A 22,242-nucleotide genomic window follows, 5' to 3' on the forward strand; every position below is an offset into this window, starting at 1 on the left:
GTCAGCCCTCCTGCTTTTCTGCCGGGGCGTCGGCAACCGCAGTGGCGGTGGCTGCACGCCCGGCCTCAGTGCTGGTCGCGGTGGTACCGGCAGAACCGGACCGACGCGGGCGGCTAGGCCGCTCACGACGCTCGCGGCGGTCACCGGCCGCGGGCGCGGCCGAAGCCGTGACCTCACGCTTGCCACCGACGATGTCGCCCTTGTAGATCCAAACCTTCACGCCGATACGACCGAAGGTGGTCTTGGCCTCGTACAGGCCGTAGTCGATGTCCGCACGCAGCGTGTGCAGCGGAACCCGACCCTCACGGTAGAACTCCGAGCGCGACATTTCGGCGCCACCGAGGCGGCCCGAGCACTGCACACGGATGCCCTTGACGTTCGGCGAACGCATGGCCGACTGGATGGCCTTACGCATCGCACGACGGAACGCCACACGGTTGGACAGCTGCTCGGCCACACCCTGGGCAACGAGCTGCGCATCCGACTCGGCGTTCTTCACCTCGAGGATGTTCAGCTGCACCTGCTTCTTGGTGAGCTTCTCCAGCTCCGCACGGATGCGGTCGGCCTCGGCGCCACGGCGACCGATGACGATGCCGGGACGCGCGGTGTGGATGTCGACACGAACCCGGTCACGGGTGCGCTCGATCTCGACCTTCGAGATGCCTGCCCGCTCCATGCCGGTGGCGAGGAGCTTGCGGATCTGGACGTCTTCCTTCACGTATTCCGCGTACTGCTTGTCCGCGTACCAACGCGACTTCCAGTCGGTGGTGATACCGAGGCGGAAGCCATGGGGGTTGATTTTCTGTCCCATTTACTTTGCCCCTCCCTTCCGGCGGTTACGAGTGGATCCACCGGCGGTGGGAACGCTCTCGACCTCGATGGTGATGTGGCTGGTGCGCTTCCGGATCCGGAACGCCCGACCCTGTGCACGCGGCTGGAACCGCTTCATGGTCGCGCCCTCGTCGACGTAAGCCGTCGAGATAACGAGCGTGGCCGGGTTGAGGCCGAGGTTGTTCTCGGCGTTCGCCGCGGCACTCGCCACGACCTTGGCAACCGGCTCGCTCGCGGCCTGCGGCGCGAACTTCAGGATCGCCAGTGCGTCCTCGACACGCTTGCCGCGGACCAGGTCCACAACGCGGCGGGCCTTCATCGGGGTCACGCGAACATGCTTGGCCGTCGCGCGAGCCGTCGGATTCTGAGTCTCAGTGGTCATCGCCGCTTGCTCTTCCGGTCGTCCTTGACGTGGCTCCTGAACGTGCGCGTCGGCGCAAACTCACCGAGCTTGTGCCCGACCATGTTGTCCGACACGAACACCGGCACGTGCTTGCGACCGTCATGGACGGCGAAGGTGTGACCGATGAAGTCGGGGATGATCGTGGAACGACGCGACCAGGTCTTGATGACCTGCTTCGTGCCCTTCTCGTTCTGAACGTCCACCTTCGCGAGGAGGTGATCGTCGACGAACGGGCCCTTCTTAAGACTGCGTGGCATCTTCTACTCCCTCCTGGTTATCGCTTGTTCTTGCCAGTGCGGCGGCGGCGGACGATGAGCTTGTCACTCGGACGGTTGGGCTTGCGGGTGCGGCCTTCCGGCTGACCCCACGGGCTGACCGGGTGGCGACCACCGGAGGTCTTACCCTCACCACCACCATGCGGGTGGTCGACCGGGTTCATCACGACACCACGGACGGTTGGGCGGCGACCCTTCCAGCGCATACGGCCGGCCTTGCCCCAGTTGATGTTCGACTGCTCGGCGTTGCCGACCTCGCCGACGGTGGCGCGGCAGCGCACGTCGACGCGACGGATTTCACCGGAGGGCATACGCAGCGTGGCGTAGGGGCCTTCCTTACCGAGCAGCTGGACGCTGGAGCCGGCGGAGCGAGCCATCTTCGCGCCACCGCCCGGACGCAGCTCCACGTTGTGGATCGTGGTACCGGTCGGGATGTTGCGCAGCGGCAGGTTGTTACCCGGCTTGATGTCGGCCGTGGGGCCGGACTCGATCGGGGTGCCCTGCGCGATGCCCTTGGGCGCGATGATGTATCGCTTCTCGCCGTCCACGTAGTGCAGCAGCGCGATGTTGGCGGTCCGGTTCGGGTCGTACTCGATGTGAGCGACCTTGGCCGGGATGCCGTCCTTGTCCAGTCGACGGAAGTCGATCAGACGGTAGGCGCGCTTGTGGCCGCCACCGCGGTGCCGAGTGGTGATGCGACCGTGCGCATTACGACCACCCTTGCTGTGCAGCGGGCGAATCAGCGACTTCTCGGGGGTCGACCGAGTGATCTCGGCGAAGTCCGAGACGGACGAGCCACGGCGACCGGGGGTTGTCGGCTTGTATTTACGGATTGCCATGAGTTCTTCTCTACTTTCTGGATTCCCAGGCGCTTACGCGACCGGGCCTCCGAAGATCTCGATGGGCTTGCTGTCGGCCGAGATGGTCACGAGCGCGCGCTTGGTGTCCTTGCGCTTGCCGTAACCGAAGCGGGTCCGCTTGCGCTTGCCCTGACGGTTGGCGGTGTTGACGCTGGTCACCTTCACGCCGAAAACCTTCTCGACGGCGATCTTGATCTGCGTCTTGTTGGAGTCCGGGTGCACGATGAAGGTGTAGGTACCTTCCTCGATCAGTCCGTAGGACTTCTCCGAGATGACCGGCGCCAGCAGGATGTCGCGGGGGTCGGCGATGGTGGTCACTTGCTCTCCTCCTGTGCAGCTTCGGCGGGGCCGTGCACAAAGGCGTTCAAGGCCTCGACGCTGAACACCACTTCGTCGCTTTCCAGCACGTCGTAGGTGTTGAGCTGATCCGGCGCGATCGGGTGCACGAACTCGAGGTTCTGCACGCTCTTCCAGGCCGCGAGGTCCTCACGTCCGAGGACGACGAGGAACTTCTTGCGGTCCGACAGCTCCGCGAGGAAGCTCTTGGCCGTCTTGGTCGACGGGGCCTGCCCGGCAACCAGTTCGGTGATCACGTGGATGCGCTCGTTGCGCGCCCGGTCCGAAAGTGCGCCACGCAGTGCCGCGCGGATCATCTTCTTCGGGGTGCGCTGGCTGTAGTCGCGCGGCTGCGGGCCGTGGACCGTGCCACCACCGACGAACTGAGGCGCGCGGGTCGAGCCCTGACGGGCGCGGCCGGTGCCCTTCTGCCGGTACGGCTTCTTGCCACCACCGCGGACTTCACCGCGGGTCTTGGTGGAGTGCGTGCCCTGACGGGCCGCGGCAAGCTGCGCGACGACGACCTGATGCATCAGCGAGATGTTGGCGGTCGCGTCGAAGATCTCCGAAGGGAGTTCGACGGTGCCGTTGGTCTTGCCGCCCAGTTCTTTGACCGGGAGCGTCAGGTTGGTCTTCTTCTCGAGGCTTGTCATGCGTGTGCACCACCCTTCACGGCGCTCTTGACGACGACGACGTTGCCGCGACGACCCGGGATCGCTCCCTTGATCAGCAGCAGGCCGTTCTCGGCGTCCACCTTGTGAACCGACAGGTTCTGCGTGGTGACGCGGTCATTGCCCATCCGGCCCGACATCCGCATGCCCTTGAACACGCGGCCGGGGGTGGCGCAACCACCGATGGAACCCGGGCGACGGTGCACGGCCTGCGCGCCGTGCGAGGCACCCTGACCTGCGAAGCCGTGACGCTTCATGGTGCCGGCGAAGCCCTTGCCCTTGCTGGTGCCGGTCACGTCCACGTACGCGCCCTCTTCGAACACCTCGGCTGTCAGCTCCTGGCCGACCTCGAAGGTGGAAGCATCCGCAACGCGGATTTCGGCGACGTGGCGACGCGGGGTGACACCGGCCTTGGCGAACTGGCCGGAGACCGGCTTGTTCACCTTGCGCGGGTCGATGGCGCCGAAAGCGACCTGGACGGCGCTGTAGCCGTCGCGCTCCACGGTGCGGATCTGGGTAACGACGTTCGGTCCGGCCTTGATGACGGTCACGGGAACGACGCGGTTCTTATCGTCGAACACCTGGGTCATGCCGAGCTTGGTGCCCAGGATGCCGGCCGCTGGCCTGTTCTTGTTATCAGTCATGTCTCGAGTCCCCGTCACTGAATGTTGACGTCGACGCTGGCCGGCAGGTCGATGCGCATGAGCGCGTCAACCGTCTTCGGCGTCGGGTCGAGGATGTCGATCAGCCGCTTGTGCGTCCGCATCTCGAAGTGCTCGCGCGAGTCCTTGTACTTGTGCGGCGAACGGATGACGCAGTACACGTTCTTCTCGGTCGGCAACGGCACCGGCCCGACGACGCGGGCCCCGGTGCGGGTCACCGTCTCCACGATCTTGCGCGCAGACGCGTCGATCGCTTCGTGGTCGTAGGCCTTGAGCCTGATGCGGATCTTCTGTCCCGCCACGCTAAGTGTCCTTTTCTCCGCTTTTCCTTCGTGATCCGGAAGCTGGCTTCCGTACCACCCTCAATTTGCACAGCCCGAACACACGAAGACGTCTCGCTAGAGATCGCGACCGGGCACGCCCGATCCTCGCCGCTGTTCATCTGTCATGGTTCTCCGGTCCACGCGGTCGGGCGTGTCGCCCATCCGCTCATTCCTCTGCCCCGGAATCGAAATTCACCTCAGGCTTCGGAACACTGTCCCGGACGTACCCACGCTGGACTCCAGCGAGGTACACGATTGGGTACTGCTCGCCTCGCCACCCACCACAACCCGTAGAACAGGCATGGCCCGGTGCAAGGCAACCCGAACAGTATGCCCGATGCCCCCGACGACTTCAAATCCGCCCCCCGCTCGACGGTTCAAACCGCCCCCAGCGCAGGTCAGACCCCGGATCCCGGGCGCGCCTCCGCAGCGGTCGCACCGCGGAAATCACATGCCCGCACCCTACCGCGCCAGAACTTACTTATGAGTAAGATAAGGGCATGACGAAAGAGACCGCCACTTACCGCGGCTGGAAGAAGCTGCCGGACAACCGGCTGGGGCACACCCTGTTCTCCCTGGGCATGGTTGCCCGGGTGCCGTACTTCGGCACGGTGCTGCCGAGCGTGGTGCGGCTGGAGCCGGGACTGTGCGAGGTGACCTCGCCGAAGTGGTTCGGCATCCACAATCATCTGGGCACCTACCACGCCATCGCGGCGTGCAACCTGGCCGAGGTTGCGATGGGGATGCTCAGCGAGGCGACGGTGCCAGGCACCCACCGCTGGATCCCGAAAGCAATGAACGTGCAGTACCTGGCCAAGGCGGAGACCGGCCTGCGCGCGGTGGCGAAGCTGCCGGAGATTCCGGACTTCGCGCAGATCACCGAGGGCAGGGATCTGATCGTGCCCGTCTCGATCTACGACAAGAACGGGCTAGAGGTCGTGCACGCCGACATCACCACCTGGGTCACCCCGAAGTAGCAGGCGACCGCGCCGGCACCGCGTTTCGGCGAGGATGGCGGCGGCCGCCTCGGAAAATACGGTGATCGGTGTCGCAGACAGTTGCATCGGCGTGGCCGCGAGGTTTGAATGCCGGTATGAGTGTCAGCGCGGGCCCGGATGTCGATCTCTGTGTGGTCGGGCTCGGCCCGACCGGCCGGGCGCTGGCACACCGCGCGATGCGGGCCGGGCTGCGGGTCACCGCGGTCGATCCGCGGCCCGAGCGGCTGTGGCCGCCCACTTTCTCCTGCTGGGTCGACGAACTGCCGGAGTGGCTGCCGCCCAGCGCGATTGCCGCCAGGATCGCCGCGCCGACCGTATGGACCAGCACCGAGCATCGCATCCAACGCCCCTACTGTGTGCTGTCCAAGACCGGTCTGCGCGCTGCGCTGCCGCTCGACGACGTCACGGTGGTCACGGGCAGGGCCACCAGGGTGGATGCGCACGAGGTCGAGCTCACCGACGGCACAATCCTCAGTGCAGCAACGATTTTCGACACTCGCGGGCTGCCGACGCTCGGGCAGCGCCGCGCCGCGAGTGCGCACGGCATCTTCGTCGACGCCGAGACCGCGGCGCCGATGGTCGCCGAAGGCGAAGGACTGCTGTTGGATTGGCGGCCGGAAAACGGCGCGGGACCCGACGAACCGCCGTCGTTCCTCTATTCCGTCCCGCTCGGCGACGGCACCGTGATCTTCGAGGAAACCAGCCTCGGCCTCCGCGGCGGCATGCCGCAGCACGAATTGCGCAAGCGCGCGTTGAGCCGCTTGGCCGCACACGGGATCACGCTCACCGGCGACGAGCCGAGCGAGGCCGCGCACTACCCGCTCGACCAGCCGCCGCCGAAAAAGGGCACGGCGCAAGCGATCCCGTTCGGCTCCCGCGGCGGCATGATGCACCCGTGTACCGGTTACAGCGTCGCCGATTCCCTTGCGCTTGTCGACACCGCGATCACCGCGCTGCGGCAGGGCCGCGACCCCATCGCCGAACTGTGGCCATGGCAGGCCCGTCTGACCTACTGGATGCGCATGCGCGGCCTACACGGTCTCGGCCGCCTGACCACCGAACAGTCCATCTCCATGTTCGACGCCTTCTTCACCGCGTCACCCCGCGGCCAACGCGCCTTGCTCTCGGCCCATGCCGACTACACCGCGCTCGGGGCCGTCCTGTTCAACACCGTCGCGCACACATGGCCCTTCCGCTGGCGCTACGACCTCGTCGGCTGGACCAACCGAAACCGCTGGGTCGACTATCCCTTCATCGACTCGCAACAAAGCGCCGAACGGCACGTTCGGTAGCTCGGAGCTACCGAACGTGCCGTTCGAGGGCGATAGGTCAGCGACCGGTTTCGGCGGCGCGGCGGTAACCGCGAATGGCGGGATAGGCGAAGACCACGATCAGGCCGATGGTCCAGGCGAGGCTCTTCATCAGGGGCTCGGCTACCGGCCCGCCATAGGAGAGGCCGCGCATAGCATCGATGGCACAGCTCATGGGTTGATTCTCGACCGTGCTCTGCAGCCAGACCGGGTAGGCGAAGACCGGGACGAAACCCGTATTGAAGAACATCAGCAGGGTGTTGAAGGTGCCGATGAGGCTGATGAGCAAGACACCTTCGGTGATCGTCGCCAGCGCCGTGATCAGGACGGCGAAACCGATTCCGAACAGCACCGGAATGCTGATCAGGGCGATTGCCGCAAGCGGGCCCTGCCCGAAACGGAAGCCGATGGCGAAGCCGACAGCGATGACGAACAGGGTGCTGAGCAAGATGCGGACGGCCTCGGCAAGGATCCGACCGGTCAGACCCGCGGCCCTGTGCACCGGCATGGTCCAGAAGCGACCGAGCAGACCGGTGGCCTTCTCGGCCTTGAAGCCGAGCGCGCTGACCACGGCGCCGGTCATCGCCGCAATGAGCGTCATCATCGCGACCTGGCCGTAGACGCTCGGAATGCCGGTGGCCGCGGTGATCGGCTTACCGAGCACGATGCGGAACATCAGCAGCGACAGCGCCGGATAGATCAGGGTCTGGATGGTGGTCGACGAGTCACGCGCCCACGTCAGCAGCAGCCGCTTGCATTGGATCAGACTGTGCTCCGCCCACGTGCTCAGCGCACGTTCGGATTTCGCGGTCACCTCAGGAAGCGGGGAGTTGCGGACCGACTCGATATCGTCGGCGACGGGATGCGTCATGGTTGCCTCTACTGAACTCATGCCCGCCTCACGCTCGCCCAGACCGCCAACGGGATAAACGCGATCGCGAGCCCGCCCAGCCAGACCAGCGGCACCCACAGCACCTGCCACGTCACCCCGCCATGGGCCATGTCAGCCAACGCGAAGGAGAACTGGGAGATCGGCTGGTTGCGCACGAACGGCTGGATCCACTCCGGGAAATTGCGCTCCGGGACGAAACCGCAGGAGAGCATGCCGAATATCAGGGTCGGCAGGGTCAGTGCCTGGCTCAGCGATTCCGGATTCTTGCTGAGGCTGCCGAGTGTGTCGGCACCGATCGCGAGCACAGTCCCGATCGCCAGCGAGAACCCACAGAAGAGCACGGCCTGGCCGAGCCCGGCGACGAAACGGAAGCCGATCAGGTGACCGAAGAGCAACGCCGCGGTCAACGAGGTGACCGAGCGGACCATCCCGGCGGAGATCCGCGCCGTCAACGGGACCAGCGTGCCGATCGGCATGGTCTGCAGCCGGGTGGTGAACCCGGTCAGCGATTCGAATGCGGACAGCTGCGCGTTCGACATCATGGTGAACGCCATGGTCTGCAGCACGATGATCGGCATCACGAACTGCGCGTAGTCGATGCCCTGGAACTTCATCACATAGCGAAGTGGCAGATAGAAACCGATCGTGAACACCAGCGGGGTGATGATCGCGACGATCAGCTCGCCTTTGGTGGCCATCGTCCGGACGATCCGGCCGGTCAGCGCACGCCATTGCGCGAACGACGACAGCCTGGCGGTGGGTAGCTCGGCGAACAGCGCCGACGTATCGATGCCGGCGGTCCGTTCAGCGGTGGAAGCGGTCACGCCGCACCACCGGAATGGCCGGTGATAGACAGGAATACGTCATCGAGGGAGGGCCGCCGTAGCGCGATGTCAGCCAAGTCGATTCCCGCGGAGTCGAGCCTGCGCAGCGCTTCGGTCAGGGTGGCGGCGCCTTCGGGCGCCGGGATGGAAATCCGGTCTCCTCCGTTGATTTCGGCGAGCACCGCCGGGGGCACCAGATCACCGAGCGCGGCGGCGGCGTTGTTCAGCTGCTTCGGGTCCAGCGGAACCACCTCGCAGTAGCTGCCGCCGGTCTTCGCCTTCAGCTCGTCGGCGGTGCCCTCGGCGATCACCCTGCCCTTGTCGATGACGATGATGTTGTCGCTGAGCACGTCGGCTTCCTCGAGGTACTGCGTGGTCAGCAGCACCGTGATGCCCTGTTTCTGCAGCGCGGTAACCAGATCCCAGACGCCCTGGCGGCTGCGTGGGTCCAGGCCGGTGGTCGGCTCGTCGAGGAAAACGACCTCGGGCCGCACCACCAGACCGCAGGCGATGTCGACGCGACGGCGCATGCCGCCCGAATAGCTGTACACCACCCGGCGGGCCGCATCGACCAGGTCGAATTCCTCCAGCAGCACATCGGCGCGCTTGCGGGCGGCGGATTTACTCAGCCCCATCAGGCGGCCGAAAAGTTCCAGATTCTCCCGACCGGACAGGTGCTCGTCGAGAGCGGCGTACTGACCGGTCATCATGATCGACCGGCGCACCCCGGCCGGATCCTTGCGGACATCGTGCCCGGCGATGGTCGCCGTGCCGGAGTCCGGGCGCAGCAGGGTGGACATGATCTTCACCGCGGTGGTCTTGCCCGCGCCGTTCGGGCCGAGGATGCCGAGCACGCTCGCTCGCTCGGCGCGAAAGCTGACACCTTGCAGCGCGTGCACGTCACCGAACGATTTCCGGACGTCGTCCACGACAACCGCGTATTCGGCGGCGCGGACCTCGCTGGTGCCGGACACGGCATCGTCAGGGTGTGAATCTGCTTGGTTCAAGCTCGGCATCAACTCTCCACTATCGGCCGGGGGCGACCAGGTCGCCGGCGCGCACGCATAAGTACGTCCGGGTTGGTGATCCGAACCGCCCGGCGTGATGTTACCGGCACGTCGATCCGCGAAGAGTCGTCAGCGCGGTACCCACAGGACCGCACACCAAAGTGTGGGCTTGCTCACATTCACCCCAGGCGATCGGCTCGGTGCTGGTTCGATGCCGGTCCGGACCGTCAGGGGCAGCATAGGGGCGGCGGCAGTGCCTTGTCGGGCCGCCGCGGCGACCATAGTCTGCTATTCGGGGGAACACACGCGCTCACTCATCGGCGGCAGCGCTGCTTCTCCCGAAGTGTTCTGTGCCGGACCGCTAGCGACTGCTCGAAACAACACCGATTCTGCGAGAGGTGACCATGGCCGAGACCGCGCAGCGATCGGGTCGATCGAACGTGCTCACGTCCTACGACCCGCGCACCGGCGAAGTCGTCGGCAATTACGCCGTGATGGGTCCAGGCGAGTTGAACCGTACGGTGCGCGCCGCGCGATCGGCCGAAAAGTGGTGGGCCGAACTGGGATTCAGCGGACGCAAACGCTGGTTGCTCGACTGGAAGCGCAGCATTGCCAGGCGGGCAGGCGAACTGGTGGAAATCCTGTGTGAGGAAACCGGAAAGCCTCAGGCGGATGCGGCAATCGAGGTGATGCTCGCCGTCGAGAACCTGGACTGGGCGGCGCGCAACGCCGCGCGGGTGCTCGACCGGCACCGGCTCGGATCCACCTGGCTGACCCGCAACCAGCGCGCCTCCGTCGGCTATCTGCCGCTCGGCGTGGTTGGCGTGCTCGGGCCGTGGAACAACCCGGTCTTCACCCCGATGGGCTCGATCGCCTACGCGATGGCGGCAGGCAACACCGTGGTGTTCAAACCGAACGAGCTCACCACCGGCGTCGGCGTGTGGCTGGCCGAGAGCTGGAACCGACTTGCCCCGAATCAACCTGTGCTGCAGGTGGTTACCGGCGACCACGGGACCGGGGCCGCGCTGTGTCGGACCAAGGTGGACAAGATCGCCTACGCCGGTTCCGACGCGGGCGCGCGCGAGGTGATCTCGCTGTGCGCGCAGACGATGACACCGGTCGTCGTCGAGCGAAACGGCAAGGGCGCCATGATTGTCCACGTCGACGCGAAACTCGACGATGCCGCGGAGGCGGCCGTGTTCGGAGCGATGGCCAATGCGGGCCAGAATGCCACCGGCATCCAGCGCGCCTACGTCGCCGGCTCCGTCTACGAGCGGTTCCTCGAGCTGGTGACAGACCAGGCACGGCGGCTACGGCCCGGCGCGGACAAGCGCGCGTCCTATGGCCCGATGATTCTGGAGTCGCAGGTCGACGTGGTGCGCAAACAGGTTCGCGATGCGCTGGCCCGTGGCGGCAGGGCGGTGGTCGGCGGGATGGAGTCGATTCGCGAGCCCTACATCGAGCCCATCGTGCTCGCCGATGTGCCCGAGGAGAGCGTCGCGATCACCGGCGAGGGCATCGGGCCGGTGCTGATCGTGAACAAGGTGGCGAACGTGGATGAGGCCGTGCAGCGCATCAATGCGGTCGGCAACGGTGTCGCGGTCTCGGTGTTCACTCGCGACGTGCAGGGCGTCGAGGCGTTCGCCGAGCAGCTCCGGGTCGGCGTTGTGACTATCAATTCTTCGACCGCCTACGCCGGGATCCCCGCGCTGCCGATCGGCGGGGTCGGGGAATACGGCCAGGGCCACCACCACGGCGACCAAGGCCTGCGAGAGTTCAGCCGCACGCTGGCCATCGCGCGCAAGCGCTACCGAGCGCCGGTGAACCTGTCCACCTTCGACCGCCATCCGCGCGACCTGCGCGTGGCCAAGGCCATCTTCCGCATGCGCCACGGGCGGATGGGCTGACTCAGCTCGCGCCGAGGAGCACCGCTTCCATCAACGCGCAGACGCGGGCCAGTTGTTCGGGCCGGGAGTCGAACTTGGTCAGCCTGCCGACATCGATCACCTGGCCGATGGCGGCGTGCACCCGGAAGCGGGCCTCGACCGGGTCGCCATCGAGCAGGTTGGCCCATTCGAGGACATTCTGGCGCTGAATAGCCCGCAGCTTGTGCTGCTCGGCCTGCGGCAGATTGCTGAACTCGGCGTAGTAGACAGGCATGATCTCGGGCATCGAGAAGGTCAGCCTGGCCTGACGGTAGGCGATGCGCCGGACCGCGTCGGGGCGGCTGGTCGCTTCGGCCAGTGCCTCGGTGATCGCGATGGCGACCCGATCGCCGGTCCGGTGGAAAGCCGCGGCGAGCAGGTCGGCCTTGCTGGTGAAGTACCGGTACACACTGGAGGCGTTGATGCCGACCGCCGCGCCGATCTCCTCGATGCTGGCTTCGTGATACCCCTGTCTGCCGAAGATCCGGATCGCCTCGGTGAGCAGCTGTTCGCGTTTCGAGGTGACCGGCAGGCCACGGGTGACAGGCCCGGGATTCGGCTCCTGCGGCGCGGGCGGCAGCTCGGCGCGCAGGATCGACCAGCACATGTCGTGCAGTAGTGGCAGCAGTCTTGCGGTGGACAACGCGGTGCGGTGCGCGGAGACGCTGGCGATCGCGCTGAGCACCGCGGCCGCGAGCATCGCCACGTCCTCGGGCGGCGCGTCCGGGCGCAGCTGCGCGATCGGCGCCGCGACCGTCGCGTTCAGATCGTCGTAGATCTTTCTGATCCGGATCCGATCTTCCCGCTCCAGATAGCGGCGCTCCCAGCGATACAGTCCGGCCTCGCGCCGAATGTCGATGGTGTGCTCGCCCATTGCCCTGATCAGGGCGTCCAATCGCCGCGACGGCTCCAGCTGCGGATCGTCCGCCGCCAGGGCGACCTTCAGCAAGTGCCGCGCACCCTCCTCCGCGGCCGCGACGAGCAACGCGTACTTGTTACGGAAATGTCGATACAGCGCGGGCCCGGAGATCCCGACCTCGGCCGCGATCTCGTCCACACCGACCGGGTAGTACCCACGTTCGCTGAACGCACGCGCGGCCGCCCGGATGATCTGCACCTTGCGATCCTTCGGACGCCGCCGGACCGACTGGCCGGCATCAGGCCGCGCGGGAGCGAGTTGCACCTCGCTGCGATCCGCGACCATGTACCTCTCCGTTCTTGGACGGCACTGTTGGTTGACAGCGCCGGACAAATCCACCTAAGTTAACCACAATTCGCAAAGTTAACCACTATTCGTGGCGAACCGTAGCGATTGCTTGCAGAAAACCGGCCCGCCGAATTACCGACCAGGAGCACCACATGAGCAACGCCGATTCCGCAACCACTCCTGCGGGCTTCTCAGCTGTCCACGACGGCAAGGTGCTCCGGGTGACCATCACCAAGCCCAAGCGCAAGAACGCTGTCGACTACGACACGATGGTCGCCCTCGGCGATACCTTCCTTGCCGCCGCCGAGGACTCCTCGGTACGAGTGATCCTACTGACCGGCGAGGGCACCGACTTCTGCACCGGCGCCGATCTGGCCGCGACCGCTTCGGAGGCGCAGCGCGGCATCACCTCCGACCAGGTGATGGATGCGGCCAATCGTCTCGTGAAATCGATTGTGGACGCGCCGATTCCGGTCATCGCCCGAGTCAAGGGCGCCGCGGCGGGCGTCGGCGTCGGCATCGCGCTCGCCGCCGATCTGGTCTACGCCAGCGCGGAGTCCTACCTGCTGCTCGCCTTCATCAATATCGGCTTGATGCCCGACGGCGGCGCCGCGGCGATGGTCGCCGCCGCCGCCGGACGCCCGCTCGCGGCCGAGATGGCACTGCTCGGTGAGCGGCTGCCCGCCCCGCAGGCCAAGGCGGCCGGGCTGTTCACCGCGGTGCTGGCCGAGGACGAACTGGACGCGAAGGTCGAGGCCGCCGCGGCGAAGATCGCCGCGGGCCCGCGCCGCGCTCTCGAGCTCACCAAGAAGGCACTCAACGCGGCAACTTTGACTCAACTCGACGCCTCGCTCGCGGCCGAGAAGTCCGGTCAGACCGAGCTGTTGCAGTCCCCCGACTTCATCGAAGGTGCGACCGCAATGCTCACCAAGCGCCAGCCGGTCTTCGCCGACTGAGCGGATAAGCTATGTTCATCGGCTATGGCTTACCTGGTTACCGGAGCAACTGGGTTCATCGGTCGGTTCCTCATCCCCGAGCTGCTCAAACGCGAGGGTGATATCCATGTGCTTGTCCGGCCGGGCATCAACTCGGCCGACCGCTACACCTGCTGTGCCCGCGAGTGGGACGGTGGTGATCGGGTGCGGCCGGTCCGCGGCGATCTCGGCGCCGACGGACTCGGCATCGATCCGGCGTGGCTGGCCGAGCACCGCGGATCGATCGATCAGGTCTTCAATCTGGCCTCCAGTTACGACCTGACCGAGCGCGGCGGCGGCACCAGACACGTGGTCGATGTGGCCGAGGATTTGAAAGCCGGCCTGCTGCATCATGTCTCGACGGTGGAGGTGGCCGGCTCGTTCGAGGACCTTTTCACCGAGGACATGTTCGACGAGGGCCAGGTGCTGACGACGCCGATGCAGCAGGCCAAGTTCGAGGCCGAGCGGATAGTGCGCGAGTCCGCACTGAACTGGCGCATCTATCGGCCGCCGATCGTTGTCGGCCACTCCCGCACCGGCGAGATCGACCGGATCGACGGGCCCTACTACTTCTTCCGGCTGCTGCGGATGGCCGCACAGCTGCCGAGGATCCTGCCGGTGCTGGTACCCAAGCTGGGCGAAACCAATATGGTGCCGGTCGATTTCGTCGCCCGCGCCCTGGACTACCTCGCCCACCAGCCGGGTTCGAACGCGACGACCTTCCATCTGGTCGATCCGCGCAGGCAGCGTGCGGTCGAGGCGCTGAACCTGTTCGCCGACGAGGCCGGGGCGCCACACCTGGTGGAGGTGATGCCCAAACGCACCCTCGACATGGTGCTGCGGGTGCCCGGCGCGAACTGGCTGCTCCCCCACGTCGGCGTCCCGCAGGATGTGTTGGAGCACAGCGAATTCACCTGCTGGTTCGACTGCCGCCGCACCACCGCAGCGCTCAGCGGAACCGACATCAAGGTGCCGCCGCTGGCCGCCTACGCACCGCTGATCTGGAAGTACTGGATCGAGAACTGGGTATGAGCCGCTAGTTACCGGTAGATATCCGACCCGGGCGCCCGCGCTGATACTCGACGCCGCGTTGCCGGGTCGACATAGGCGATGGCGGCTACGAATGCCGGACCGAGCACGGCAGTGACATATCTCGCCCGATGCGACGCGCTGCGCGAAAACCGACCGCCCTGGCGCACCGGAGGTGCGACCAGGGCGGTCGATAGCTATCAGGCCAGTTCAGCGCGCTTTAGATGCCCAGACCCTTGGCCAGGGTCGGCCAGGAGGCATGCAGCTCGTCATTCCAGTAGCCCCACGAGTGGGTGCCGGAGTTGCGGAAGTTGAATGTCGCCGGGATGCCCAGCTGGTTCAGCTTGCCCTGCAGGTTGCGCGTGCAGTAGTTGGTGCCCGCCTCGATCACGCCGCCGATGAGGATCTGATTGGCCAGACCGTAGGAGCCGGGCAGCGCGTGCGGGTTGTTCAGCTGGTCGTACTGGCCGGGCAGACCGTTGCCGGTCGAGATGTAGAGATCGAGACCGCGCAGCCCCTCGGCATGCACGTAGGGGTCGTTGTCGACCCAACCCTGCGAGCCCTTCGGGCCCCACATGTTCTCGGTGTTGCCGCCGCCCCAGGTCTCCACGGTCAGCTTCACGAACTCCGAGCCGACCGGGTCACTGGTCTGGGCGCAGCCGCTGTAGGCGGCCACGGCCTTGTACAGACCCGGCTTCGCGATCGGGAGCGCGAGCACGGTGGTACCCGAAGTCGACAAGCCGGCGATAGCGTTCACGCCGTTGGTGCCGAGCGCACCGTCGATCAGCGGGGGCAGCTCCTCGGTGAAGAAGGTCTTCCACTTGTTACGGCCCAGCGTCGGGTCGTCGTTGATCCAGTCGGTGTAGTAGCTCCACTTGCCGCCGATGGGCTGCACGACGTTGACGTTCTTGTCGCCGAGGAACTGCGCTGCGTCGGTCTTGGCGACCCACGACGCGTCGTCCTCACCGCCGCCCGCGCCGTTGAGCAGATACAGGGTGGGTCGCGGCACCGAGGCATCGGCCGGGCGCTGCACGTCGACCGGGAAGCTCCGGTCCATCGCCGCCGAGTACACGGTCAGCCGGATGCTGCGCCCGTCCTTGTATTCGGCCTTCGTGATCCGCGAGCCGTCGGGCGCGACCGGGTTGGCGAGCAGCGCCTTCGAATCCATGATCGGGTCAGCCGTCGCTGTGGATGTGCCGAATCCGGACATGATGCCCGCGAGAACTGCGGTGGCCGCGATCATCGCGGCGGCACGCGTGCCGCGGCGCCGGGACTGTCGACGGAGCAATTTCACACCTTCACTTCGTATCGAGATAACAAGCGGGCTTTCCCCTGGCCGCCGGGCATCCACACTCGGCACCACGCCGACCATACGGCCTATGTAGTCGTGACAACAGGGGCCATCGTTACTGCGATGTTGCCCCATCATGCCTGACCTGGCCAATCGATCATCTCATGCCCCCCGACGGACCCGGGCGGGTGTCACCCGCCCAGCAACTGCTGTCCGTGCTCGGCCAGGCCGCCCAATGCGCGGATCCAATGCTCGGCGAAGGTCTTCACCTCGTCGCCGCTGAACACCTCGGCAGCGTAGTCGAAGCGGATCAGCAGGCCGTCGGCGGTCGCGTCGGCGGTGAGGTCGAGCAGCAGGTCACCGACCGGCGCTTCGCTGTGCACCCGGGCCGGACGCAGATCGCGGTACCGCAGCGCGAAGCGCCCCCTCGGCAGTGCGCGCAGTCGGGCGCCGGTATCGGAGTTCAGGTAGCGCAGCACGCCGTAACCGACGCCACGCGCGGGCGCCGACCGGCACAGCTCCCTGATCTGCCCGATCGCGACGCCTGCCGCTGGTCCACCGACGAGTGCGTCGGCCACATCCACGCCGTCCAGTCGCAGCGGGAGCGGGTAGTCCGTGGTGAATCCGCCGACGATGGTGTCGGTCGGGGCCACCGAGCGGGCGTCGGCGGCCAGCCTGATCACCGGACCGATGGTGCGGGTGACCGTTTCACCGGCGGCGGTGACCAGCGCAAGGGCCACCGCGGTCAGCAGGACCTCGTCGACCTCGGCCTGATACGCCGCAGCCGCGGCGGCGACGGCAGCCGTGCCCTCGGCGGTAATGGTCAGCGACACCCGCCGCCGCACTCGTGGATTCGAGCCGCCCGCGGGATTGAGCGTGGCGGGCACCGCCCCCAAAGTATCCTGCCACCAGGTCATTTCATCGATAACGTCCGGGCCTTCCGCACGCCGCGACAGCGCGTGCAGCAGCTCGCGCAGACCCGACTCCGGCACTGCTGGGGCGGCGTGCCTGCCACGCCACCAGGCGGCGGACAGTTTGTCGATGATGGTGCGCCACGACGCGTCGTCCACCACCAAGCCGTTGGCGACCACCACCAGCGTCGCTTCTTCCCGCCCGCGAACAAGGACGAAGCGGATATTGCGGCCGTGCGTCGGGTCCAGCTCGGTGGCTACCTCGCGCACTACGTCATCCAGCGGCGGCGCGGTCTCCGCGCTCGTCCGATCCAACTGCAGGAAGGCCTCGTCGAATCGCTGGCCCGCGGCCGGGATCTCGAATACCGGTGCGCCGGAGCGCTCGTCCCTGCGCAGCCGGACCCACAGCATCGGATGCTGTTCGAGCACGGTGTCGACAGCCGCCTGCACGGCCTCGGGCAAGCAGGTCGATGGGACCTCGATCACAATCGCCCGCACCTCGACACCGGCCTCGAGCAACCGCACCGCATTCGGCGTCAACGGCAGCGGACCCGCGGAGTCATCGGGTTCGACCGCGGGTTGTGTCGACACCGGCATTACAACCTCGGGTGCGCGCGAGGCCTCCGGCATTTCTCGGACGCCCGGTGCTGCCGAGACCCCCACCACCAACGGAATTTCCGACGCCCTCGTGATTTCCGGCACAACCACGACATCCGACGGAGTCATGACCCCAGGCTCAACCACCACATCCGACGGCGTCGCGACCTCAGGCACAACCACCACATCCGACGGCGTCGCGACCTCAGGCACAACCACCACATCCGACGGCGTCGCGACCTCAGGCACAACCACCACATCCGACGGCGTCGCGACCCCAGGGCCGACCGGAAGGTGCGACTCTTTCGCGATCTCCGGGGCGACCGCGGCTTCCGGCAGGGTCGCCACCTCGACGCGGGCGATGGTCTCCGGGGCGAGCAGCGCGGTGAGCTGCGGGCCGATGACGTCGAGCGCTTCTGGAGAGGTCAGCTGGTCATGGCTCGCGGGAACCGGATGCGCGACGATGACGCCGTCGACATACGGCTGCCAGGCCGCATGTTCGGTTTCGTGGCCCGCGGCGGTGAAGTAGTCCAACCGGCCGTGGAATACCCGGTGCCGGTGGTCGACGGCGAGCTCGACCGAGCGCACCGCGGCTCGATAGATCCGGCCGAGTCGTTCCTGGGTGAGGACGGCCAGCTCCGGCGAAATGGCGGCGTGCAGGGCGGCGAGTGCGGCGTCGTCGAGCACCTGGAGGTTGTCGGTGCCCGCGAAGGCGTCGATGCCGAGTTCCGCGAAGGCGGCCCTGATCTCGGCGCGGAAATCGGCGATATCGCCGCCGGTGCGACCGTCGAGCAAGGCGAGCAGCGCCACCTGCGCGCCATCGGCCTGCAACTCGACCGCGACGGCATGGGCGAGCGCGCCGCCGAGGGACCAGCCGAGCAGGTTGTACGGCCCGTCCGGTTGCACCGCGCGGATCTCGGCGACGTAGCGGCGCACCATCGAGTCCAGCGAATCCGGCAGGTAGCCGGGCTCCGAAAGGGCTGGCGACTGCAGCCCGAAGATCGGTCGGTCCACCGGTACGTACGAGGCCAGACCTGTGTAGCACCAGGACAATCCGGCCATCGGGTGAATGCAGAACAGCGGCGCAGCGGCGCCGAAGGCTCGAATCGGCAGCAGCACTTCCAGCGCGGCGTTCACGTTCGGGTCGTCGTCGGTGTCGGTATCCGACGCTCCGATACGGCGAGCCAGCGCCGCGACGGTGGAGTCGGTGAAGAACCACTGCACCCGCACCTCGGCACCGGTCTGCGCACGCAGTCGGCTCACCGCTTGTGTCGCAACCAGCGAACTGCCGCCGAGGGCGAAGAAGTCGTCGTCGGCACCGATCCGCTCGATGCCGAGCACCTCGGCGAACACCTCGGCGACGACCCGTTCCAGTGGGGTCGACGGCGCCAGGTACTGCCGCGGCGCACGTTCCGGCTCGGGCAGCGCCGTGCGGTCGAGCTTGCCGACCGGTGTCAGTGGAATCTCGTCGAGCACCACGATCGCCGCGGGCACCATGTGCGCAGGCAGGACGCGCGCGGCGTATTCGGTGAGCGCCGCCGCATCGATGGTCCGGCTGGGCACCGGCAGCACATAGGCGGCGAGCATCTTCTCGCCCGTGCCGGTGTCACGACCGAGGGTGACCGCGAACTCCACGTCGTCGTGACTTGTCAGCACGGCGTCGATCTCGCCGAGCTCGATACGGAAGCCACGGATCTTGACTTGGAAGTCCGAGCGCCCGACCCAGTCGAGCTCCCAATCCACCGACGGCACCGCGGCATTGCCCGCCCGCTCCCCCGGCTCGGCATACCAGCGCACCACATCCCCGGTGCGATACATCCGCGCACCGGGAGCACCCCACGGATCGGCGACGAAGCGATCCGCCGTCAGCCCCGCGCGGTTGTGGTAGCCGCGGGCCAGCGCGTCACCCGCCAGGTACAGCTCACCGGCCACACCGGGCGGCACCGGGTGCAACCGCGAATCCAGCACCAGCAGCGACATTCCGTGGACCGGCTTGCCGATCGTGACGCGCCGCCGCGGGCTCAGCTCGCCATAGGAGACCGCGACCGTCGCCTCGGTCGGCCCATAGCCGTTGACATACCGGCGACCGGGCTGCCACCTGGCTACCAGCTCCGGCGTAGTCACATCGCCACCGACGCACAGGAATTCGAGCTCCGACAGCCCTGTCGGATCGACCGTGCCGAGCACCGCGGGTGTGAAGATCGCGTGGGTGACCCGTTCCGCGCGCAGCAATTCGGCCAGATCCGGGCCCGCGACGACGTTCGGCGGCACGATCACCAGCGTCGCGCCGGTGTGGAAGGCGCACAGCCATTCCAGGATCGATGGGTCGAAGCTCGGCGAGCACAGGTGCAGGAACCGGTGCCGTGGTGCGACATCGAATACCTCTGTCGCATAGTCGATCAGGCCGCCGAGGCCGGCATGGGTCACGGTGACGCCCTTGGGCATACCGGTCGAACCCGAGGTGTAGATGACGTACGCCGGATGTCGCGGCGTCAACGGCGCCAGCCGATCGGCATCGGTGACCGGATCGGCCGCGTACGCGGACACCACTGCCTGGGTGCCCGGATCGTCGAGCACCAGCCAACCGCGACCGGGCAGGTCATCGGCGTAGGCCGCGGCGGTGACGCCGACGATCGCACCGGAATCGGTCACCATGTGCCGAATCCGTTCCCCGGGATAGGTCGGGTCGATCGGCACGTGTGCGCCACCGGCTTTGGCCACCGCCCAGACCATGGCCACCATCTCGTAGGAGCGTGGGAGGGCCAGTGCGACCAGGCTCTCCGGGCCGACACCGCGATCGATCAGCACCCGCGCCAGTCGCGAGGAGTACTCGTCGAGTTGGCCATAGCTCACCGAGCGGCCCTCGTAGCGAACGGCGATGGCCTGCGGATCGGCGCGAACGGCACGTGTCAGCAGGTCAGGCAGCAGCGCGCCGGCCATCACCTGGTCTCGGTGCAGGCCGGTCAGCAGCGCGCTTTCGGCGGTGTCGAGCAGCGGCAGATCACCGACCGGGGTCTGCGGCCGGGTGGCGATCGCCGCGAGCAGTCGGGTGAATCGGTCGGCGAATACGCGCACCGTGGCGTCGTCGAAAAGATCACGCGCGAAGGTGAATTCGCCGCGCATGCCGACGCCGTCGACGGAATCGCCCGCCGCCCAGATGGTCAGGGAAAGATCGTAGGACGCGACACTGGTGTCGAAATCGACGGTCTGGATGCTCAGCCCGGGCAACTCGAAGCTGCTGTCGGGGAGGTTCAGGAACGACAGCGCCACCTGGAACAGCGGATGGCGTGCGGTCGAGCGCGGCGGATTGAGCAGCTCGACCAGTCGCTCGAACGGCAGGTCGGCGTGCGCGAAGGCCTGCAGGTCGGTGTCTTTGGTTCGCGCGAGCAGCTCACCGAAGGTGAGCTCGCCCGGTACGTGGGTACGCAGCACCAAGGTGTTGACGAACATGCCGATCATGTCGTCGAGTTCGGCCTCGCCGCGCCCTGCCACCGCGGTGCCGATGGCAACATCGTCGGTACCGGACAACCGAGCCACGAATACCGCGAGCGCGGCGTGCACAACCATGAACATGGTCGCGTTGTGTTCGCGGGCCAGTTGGCGCAGTCCGGCGTACACCTGCGCCTCGACCACGAAATCCGTGGTGCCGCCGGCGAAGGACTGCACCGCGGGGCGGGTGCGGTCGGTGGGCAGGTTCAGCTCGGCGGGCAAACCGGCCAGCGCGGTGCGCCAGTAGCCGGCCTGCGCCGAAATCACACTTTCCGCATCGGATTCCGCACCGAGCAGCTCGCGCTGCCAGATGCTGTAGTCGGCGTATTGCACGGGCAGCGACGCCCACGCGGGCGCCTCGCCCCCGCTGCGGGCGGAATAGGCGAGCATCACGTCGCGCACCAGCGGCCCCATCGACCAGCCGTCGGCCCCGATGTGGTGGGCGACAAAGACCAGGATGTATTCGCTGTCATCGAGCTGGAACAGCCTGGCACGGAACGAGACCTCGACGCTGACATCGAAGCCCGCGGCAACGATGTGCTGAACCTGCTGGACGGCCGCAGCCTCGGCGATCGGCAGCGGCTCGAGATCGACACGCACCTCATGTGGCGCGAGCACCTGCTGAATCGGGCCATCGGGGGTCTGCGGATAAATGGTGCGCAGCACTTCGTGCCTGACAACCATGTCCTGGACGGCCAGGTGCAGCGCCGCGACATCCAGCTCACCGGACAGCCGGATCGCGACCGGGATGTTGTAGGCCGCCGAATCGGTGTCGAACTGGTTGAGGAACCACATCCGAAGCTGCGCGAGCGACAACGGGATCCGCTCGGGACGCGGCCCGGCAACCAACGCGAGACGCCCACCGACGCCGACATGCTGCTCCACCTTCGCGGCCAACCCCGACACGGAAGGCGCCTCGAACAGCTGACGGACCAGCACTCGGGTGTCCAGTGCCGCGCCGACGCGGGCCGCGGCCTGGGTGGCCAGCAGCGAGTTTCCGCCCAATGCGAAGAAGTCGTCGTCCACGCCGACCCGCTCGACACCGAGCACATCGGCGAACACACCCGCAACGATCTCCTCGATCGGCGTCGAGGCGGCACGGAAGACCCGCGTCTGGAATTCCGCTTCCGGCAACGCCTTCCGGTCCAGCTTGCCGTTGGCGTTCAGCGGCAGGGCCGTCAAGGGCAGGTACGCGTTCGGCACCATGTACGACGGCAGGACCGCCGACAGCGCCGCTTTCACCGCGACCACATCCACGCCGGACTCGGGATCCGCCGCAACCAGATACGCGATCAGCCGGTCGCCGATTCTCGGATCGGACTGCGCGATGACAGCGGCCTGCGCGATCCGAGGCAGCGCAAGTAGCGCCGCCTCGATCTCGCCGAGCTCGATACGGAAACCACGAATCTTCACCTGGAAATCGGTAC

General features: G+C 66.9%; 19 protein-coding genes. 5 read left to right on the plus strand and 14 right to left on the minus strand.

Annotated elements, in window-relative coordinates:
- Nucleotide 1 precedes the first annotated feature (1 nt).
- From rpsC to rpsJ, 8 genes are read right to left on the minus strand one after another with little or no spacing between them, the layout of a single operon-like run.
- On the minus strand, nucleotides 2-811 hold the full coding sequence (gene rpsC / locus ACFQZZ_RS31620) for a 30S ribosomal protein S3 (protein ID WP_328409153.1): 810 nt from the start codon (nucleotides 809-811) through the stop codon (nucleotides 2-4).
- On the minus strand, nucleotides 812-1,213 hold the full coding sequence (gene rplV / locus ACFQZZ_RS31625) for a 50S ribosomal protein L22 (protein ID WP_109525364.1): 402 nt from the start codon (nucleotides 1,211-1,213) through the stop codon (nucleotides 812-814).
- Nucleotides 1,210-1,491 carry a 30S ribosomal protein S19 gene (gene rpsS / locus ACFQZZ_RS31630; RefSeq protein ID WP_364903870.1) on the minus strand — a complete coding sequence of 94 codons (282 nt, stop codon included), beginning with the start codon at nucleotides 1,489-1,491 and terminating at the stop codon, nucleotides 1,210-1,212. The genes rplV and rpsS overlap by 4 nt, the downstream gene beginning before the upstream one ends.
- A 17-nt stretch (nucleotides 1,492-1,508) precedes the next feature.
- Complete coding sequence (gene rplB / locus ACFQZZ_RS31635; RefSeq protein ID WP_378687972.1) at nucleotides 1,509-2,348, minus strand: 50S ribosomal protein L2; 840 nt, start codon at nucleotides 2,346-2,348, stop codon at nucleotides 1,509-1,511.
- A gap of 33 nt (nucleotides 2,349-2,381) precedes the next feature.
- A complete protein-coding gene (gene rplW / locus ACFQZZ_RS31640; RefSeq protein ID WP_040686547.1) occupies nucleotides 2,382-2,687 on the minus strand; it encodes a 50S ribosomal protein L23 in 306 nt (101 codons plus the stop codon).
- Nucleotides 2,684-3,358: a 50S ribosomal protein L4 gene (gene rplD, locus ACFQZZ_RS31645; protein WP_378687976.1), complete on the minus strand. Its 675-nt coding sequence runs from the start codon at nucleotides 3,356-3,358 to the stop codon at nucleotides 2,684-2,686. Before rplD ends, rplW begins: the two co-directional genes overlap by 4 nt.
- Entirely contained in the window at nucleotides 3,355-4,020 is a 666-nt protein-coding gene (gene rplC, locus ACFQZZ_RS31650; RefSeq protein ID WP_378687979.1) for a 50S ribosomal protein L3, read from the minus strand. The genes rplD and rplC overlap by 4 nt, the downstream gene beginning before the upstream one ends.
- 14 nt (nucleotides 4,021-4,034) lie before the next feature.
- Nucleotides 4,035-4,340, minus strand: a complete 306-nt coding sequence (gene rpsJ / locus ACFQZZ_RS31655) for a 30S ribosomal protein S10 (RefSeq protein ID WP_003938093.1) — start codon at nucleotides 4,338-4,340, stop codon at nucleotides 4,035-4,037.
- A gap of 521 nt (nucleotides 4,341-4,861) precedes the next feature.
- Here rpsJ and ACFQZZ_RS31660 point away from each other — a divergent pair.
- Nucleotides 4,862-5,338 carry a hotdog fold domain-containing protein gene (locus tag ACFQZZ_RS31660; protein ID WP_378687982.1) on the plus strand — a complete coding sequence of 159 codons (477 nt, stop codon included), beginning with the start codon at nucleotides 4,862-4,864 and terminating at the stop codon, nucleotides 5,336-5,338.
- A gap of 116 nt (nucleotides 5,339-5,454) precedes the next feature.
- On the plus strand, nucleotides 5,455-6,651 hold the full coding sequence (locus ACFQZZ_RS31665; RefSeq protein ID WP_378687985.1) for a lycopene cyclase family protein: 1,197 nt from the start codon (nucleotides 5,455-5,457) through the stop codon (nucleotides 6,649-6,651).
- Nucleotides 6,652-6,688: 37 nt separating this feature from the next.
- Here ACFQZZ_RS31665 and ACFQZZ_RS31670 read toward each other — a convergent pair whose 3' ends face one another.
- From ACFQZZ_RS31670 to ACFQZZ_RS31680, 3 genes are read right to left on the minus strand one after another with little or no spacing between them, the layout of a single operon-like run.
- Nucleotides 6,689-7,561, minus strand: coding sequence for an ABC transporter permease (locus ACFQZZ_RS31670; RefSeq protein ID WP_378687988.1), 873 nt, complete (start codon nucleotides 7,559-7,561; stop codon nucleotides 6,689-6,691).
- Nucleotides 7,558-8,352: an ABC transporter permease gene (locus ACFQZZ_RS31675; protein ID WP_378688063.1), complete on the minus strand. Its 795-nt coding sequence runs from the start codon at nucleotides 8,350-8,352 to the stop codon at nucleotides 7,558-7,560. The genes ACFQZZ_RS31670 and ACFQZZ_RS31675 overlap by 4 nt, the downstream gene beginning before the upstream one ends.
- A 29-nt stretch (nucleotides 8,353-8,381) precedes the next feature.
- A complete protein-coding gene (locus tag ACFQZZ_RS31680) occupies nucleotides 8,382-9,401 on the minus strand; it encodes an ATP-binding cassette domain-containing protein (RefSeq protein WP_378687991.1) in 1,020 nt (339 codons plus the stop codon).
- Nucleotides 9,402-9,796: 395 nt separating this feature from the next.
- Here ACFQZZ_RS31680 and ACFQZZ_RS31685 point away from each other — a divergent pair, with 395 nt between their 5' ends.
- Entirely contained in the window at nucleotides 9,797-11,299 is a 1,503-nt protein-coding gene (locus ACFQZZ_RS31685; protein ID WP_378688065.1) for an aldehyde dehydrogenase family protein, read from the plus strand.
- A 1-nt stretch (nucleotide 11,300) separates the two neighbouring features.
- On the opposite strand, the gene ACFQZZ_RS31690 is transcribed toward ACFQZZ_RS31685, so the two are convergent.
- Nucleotides 11,301-12,521, minus strand: coding sequence for a TetR/AcrR family transcriptional regulator (locus ACFQZZ_RS31690; RefSeq protein ID WP_378687994.1), 1,221 nt, complete (start codon nucleotides 12,519-12,521; stop codon nucleotides 11,301-11,303).
- A gap of 155 nt (nucleotides 12,522-12,676) precedes the next feature.
- Here ACFQZZ_RS31690 and ACFQZZ_RS31695 point away from each other — a divergent pair, with 155 nt between their 5' ends.
- Both ACFQZZ_RS31695 and ACFQZZ_RS31700 read left to right on the plus strand, forming a co-directional pair.
- A complete protein-coding gene (locus tag ACFQZZ_RS31695) occupies nucleotides 12,677-13,480 on the plus strand; it encodes an enoyl-CoA hydratase-related protein (RefSeq protein WP_378687997.1) in 804 nt (267 codons plus the stop codon).
- Between the two features lie 24 nt (nucleotides 13,481-13,504).
- A complete protein-coding gene (locus tag ACFQZZ_RS31700) occupies nucleotides 13,505-14,530 on the plus strand; it encodes an SDR family oxidoreductase (RefSeq protein WP_378687999.1) in 1,026 nt (341 codons plus the stop codon).
- A gap of 217 nt (nucleotides 14,531-14,747) precedes the next feature.
- On the opposite strand, the gene ACFQZZ_RS31705 is transcribed toward ACFQZZ_RS31700, so the two are convergent.
- Complete coding sequence (locus ACFQZZ_RS31705) at nucleotides 14,748-15,770, minus strand: alpha/beta hydrolase (RefSeq protein WP_378688068.1); 1,023 nt, start codon at nucleotides 15,768-15,770, stop codon at nucleotides 14,748-14,750.
- 239 nt (nucleotides 15,771-16,009) lie between these two features.
- The coding region (locus ACFQZZ_RS31710; protein WP_378688002.1) for an amino acid adenylation domain-containing protein at nucleotides 16,010-22,242 on the minus strand (6,233 nt) is incomplete at its 5' end.

Origin of the sequence: Nocardia sp. GCM10030253, from assembly GCF_042675075.1 — a bacterium.
Taxonomy (GTDB): domain Bacteria; phylum Actinomycetota; class Actinomycetes; order Mycobacteriales; family Mycobacteriaceae; genus Nocardia.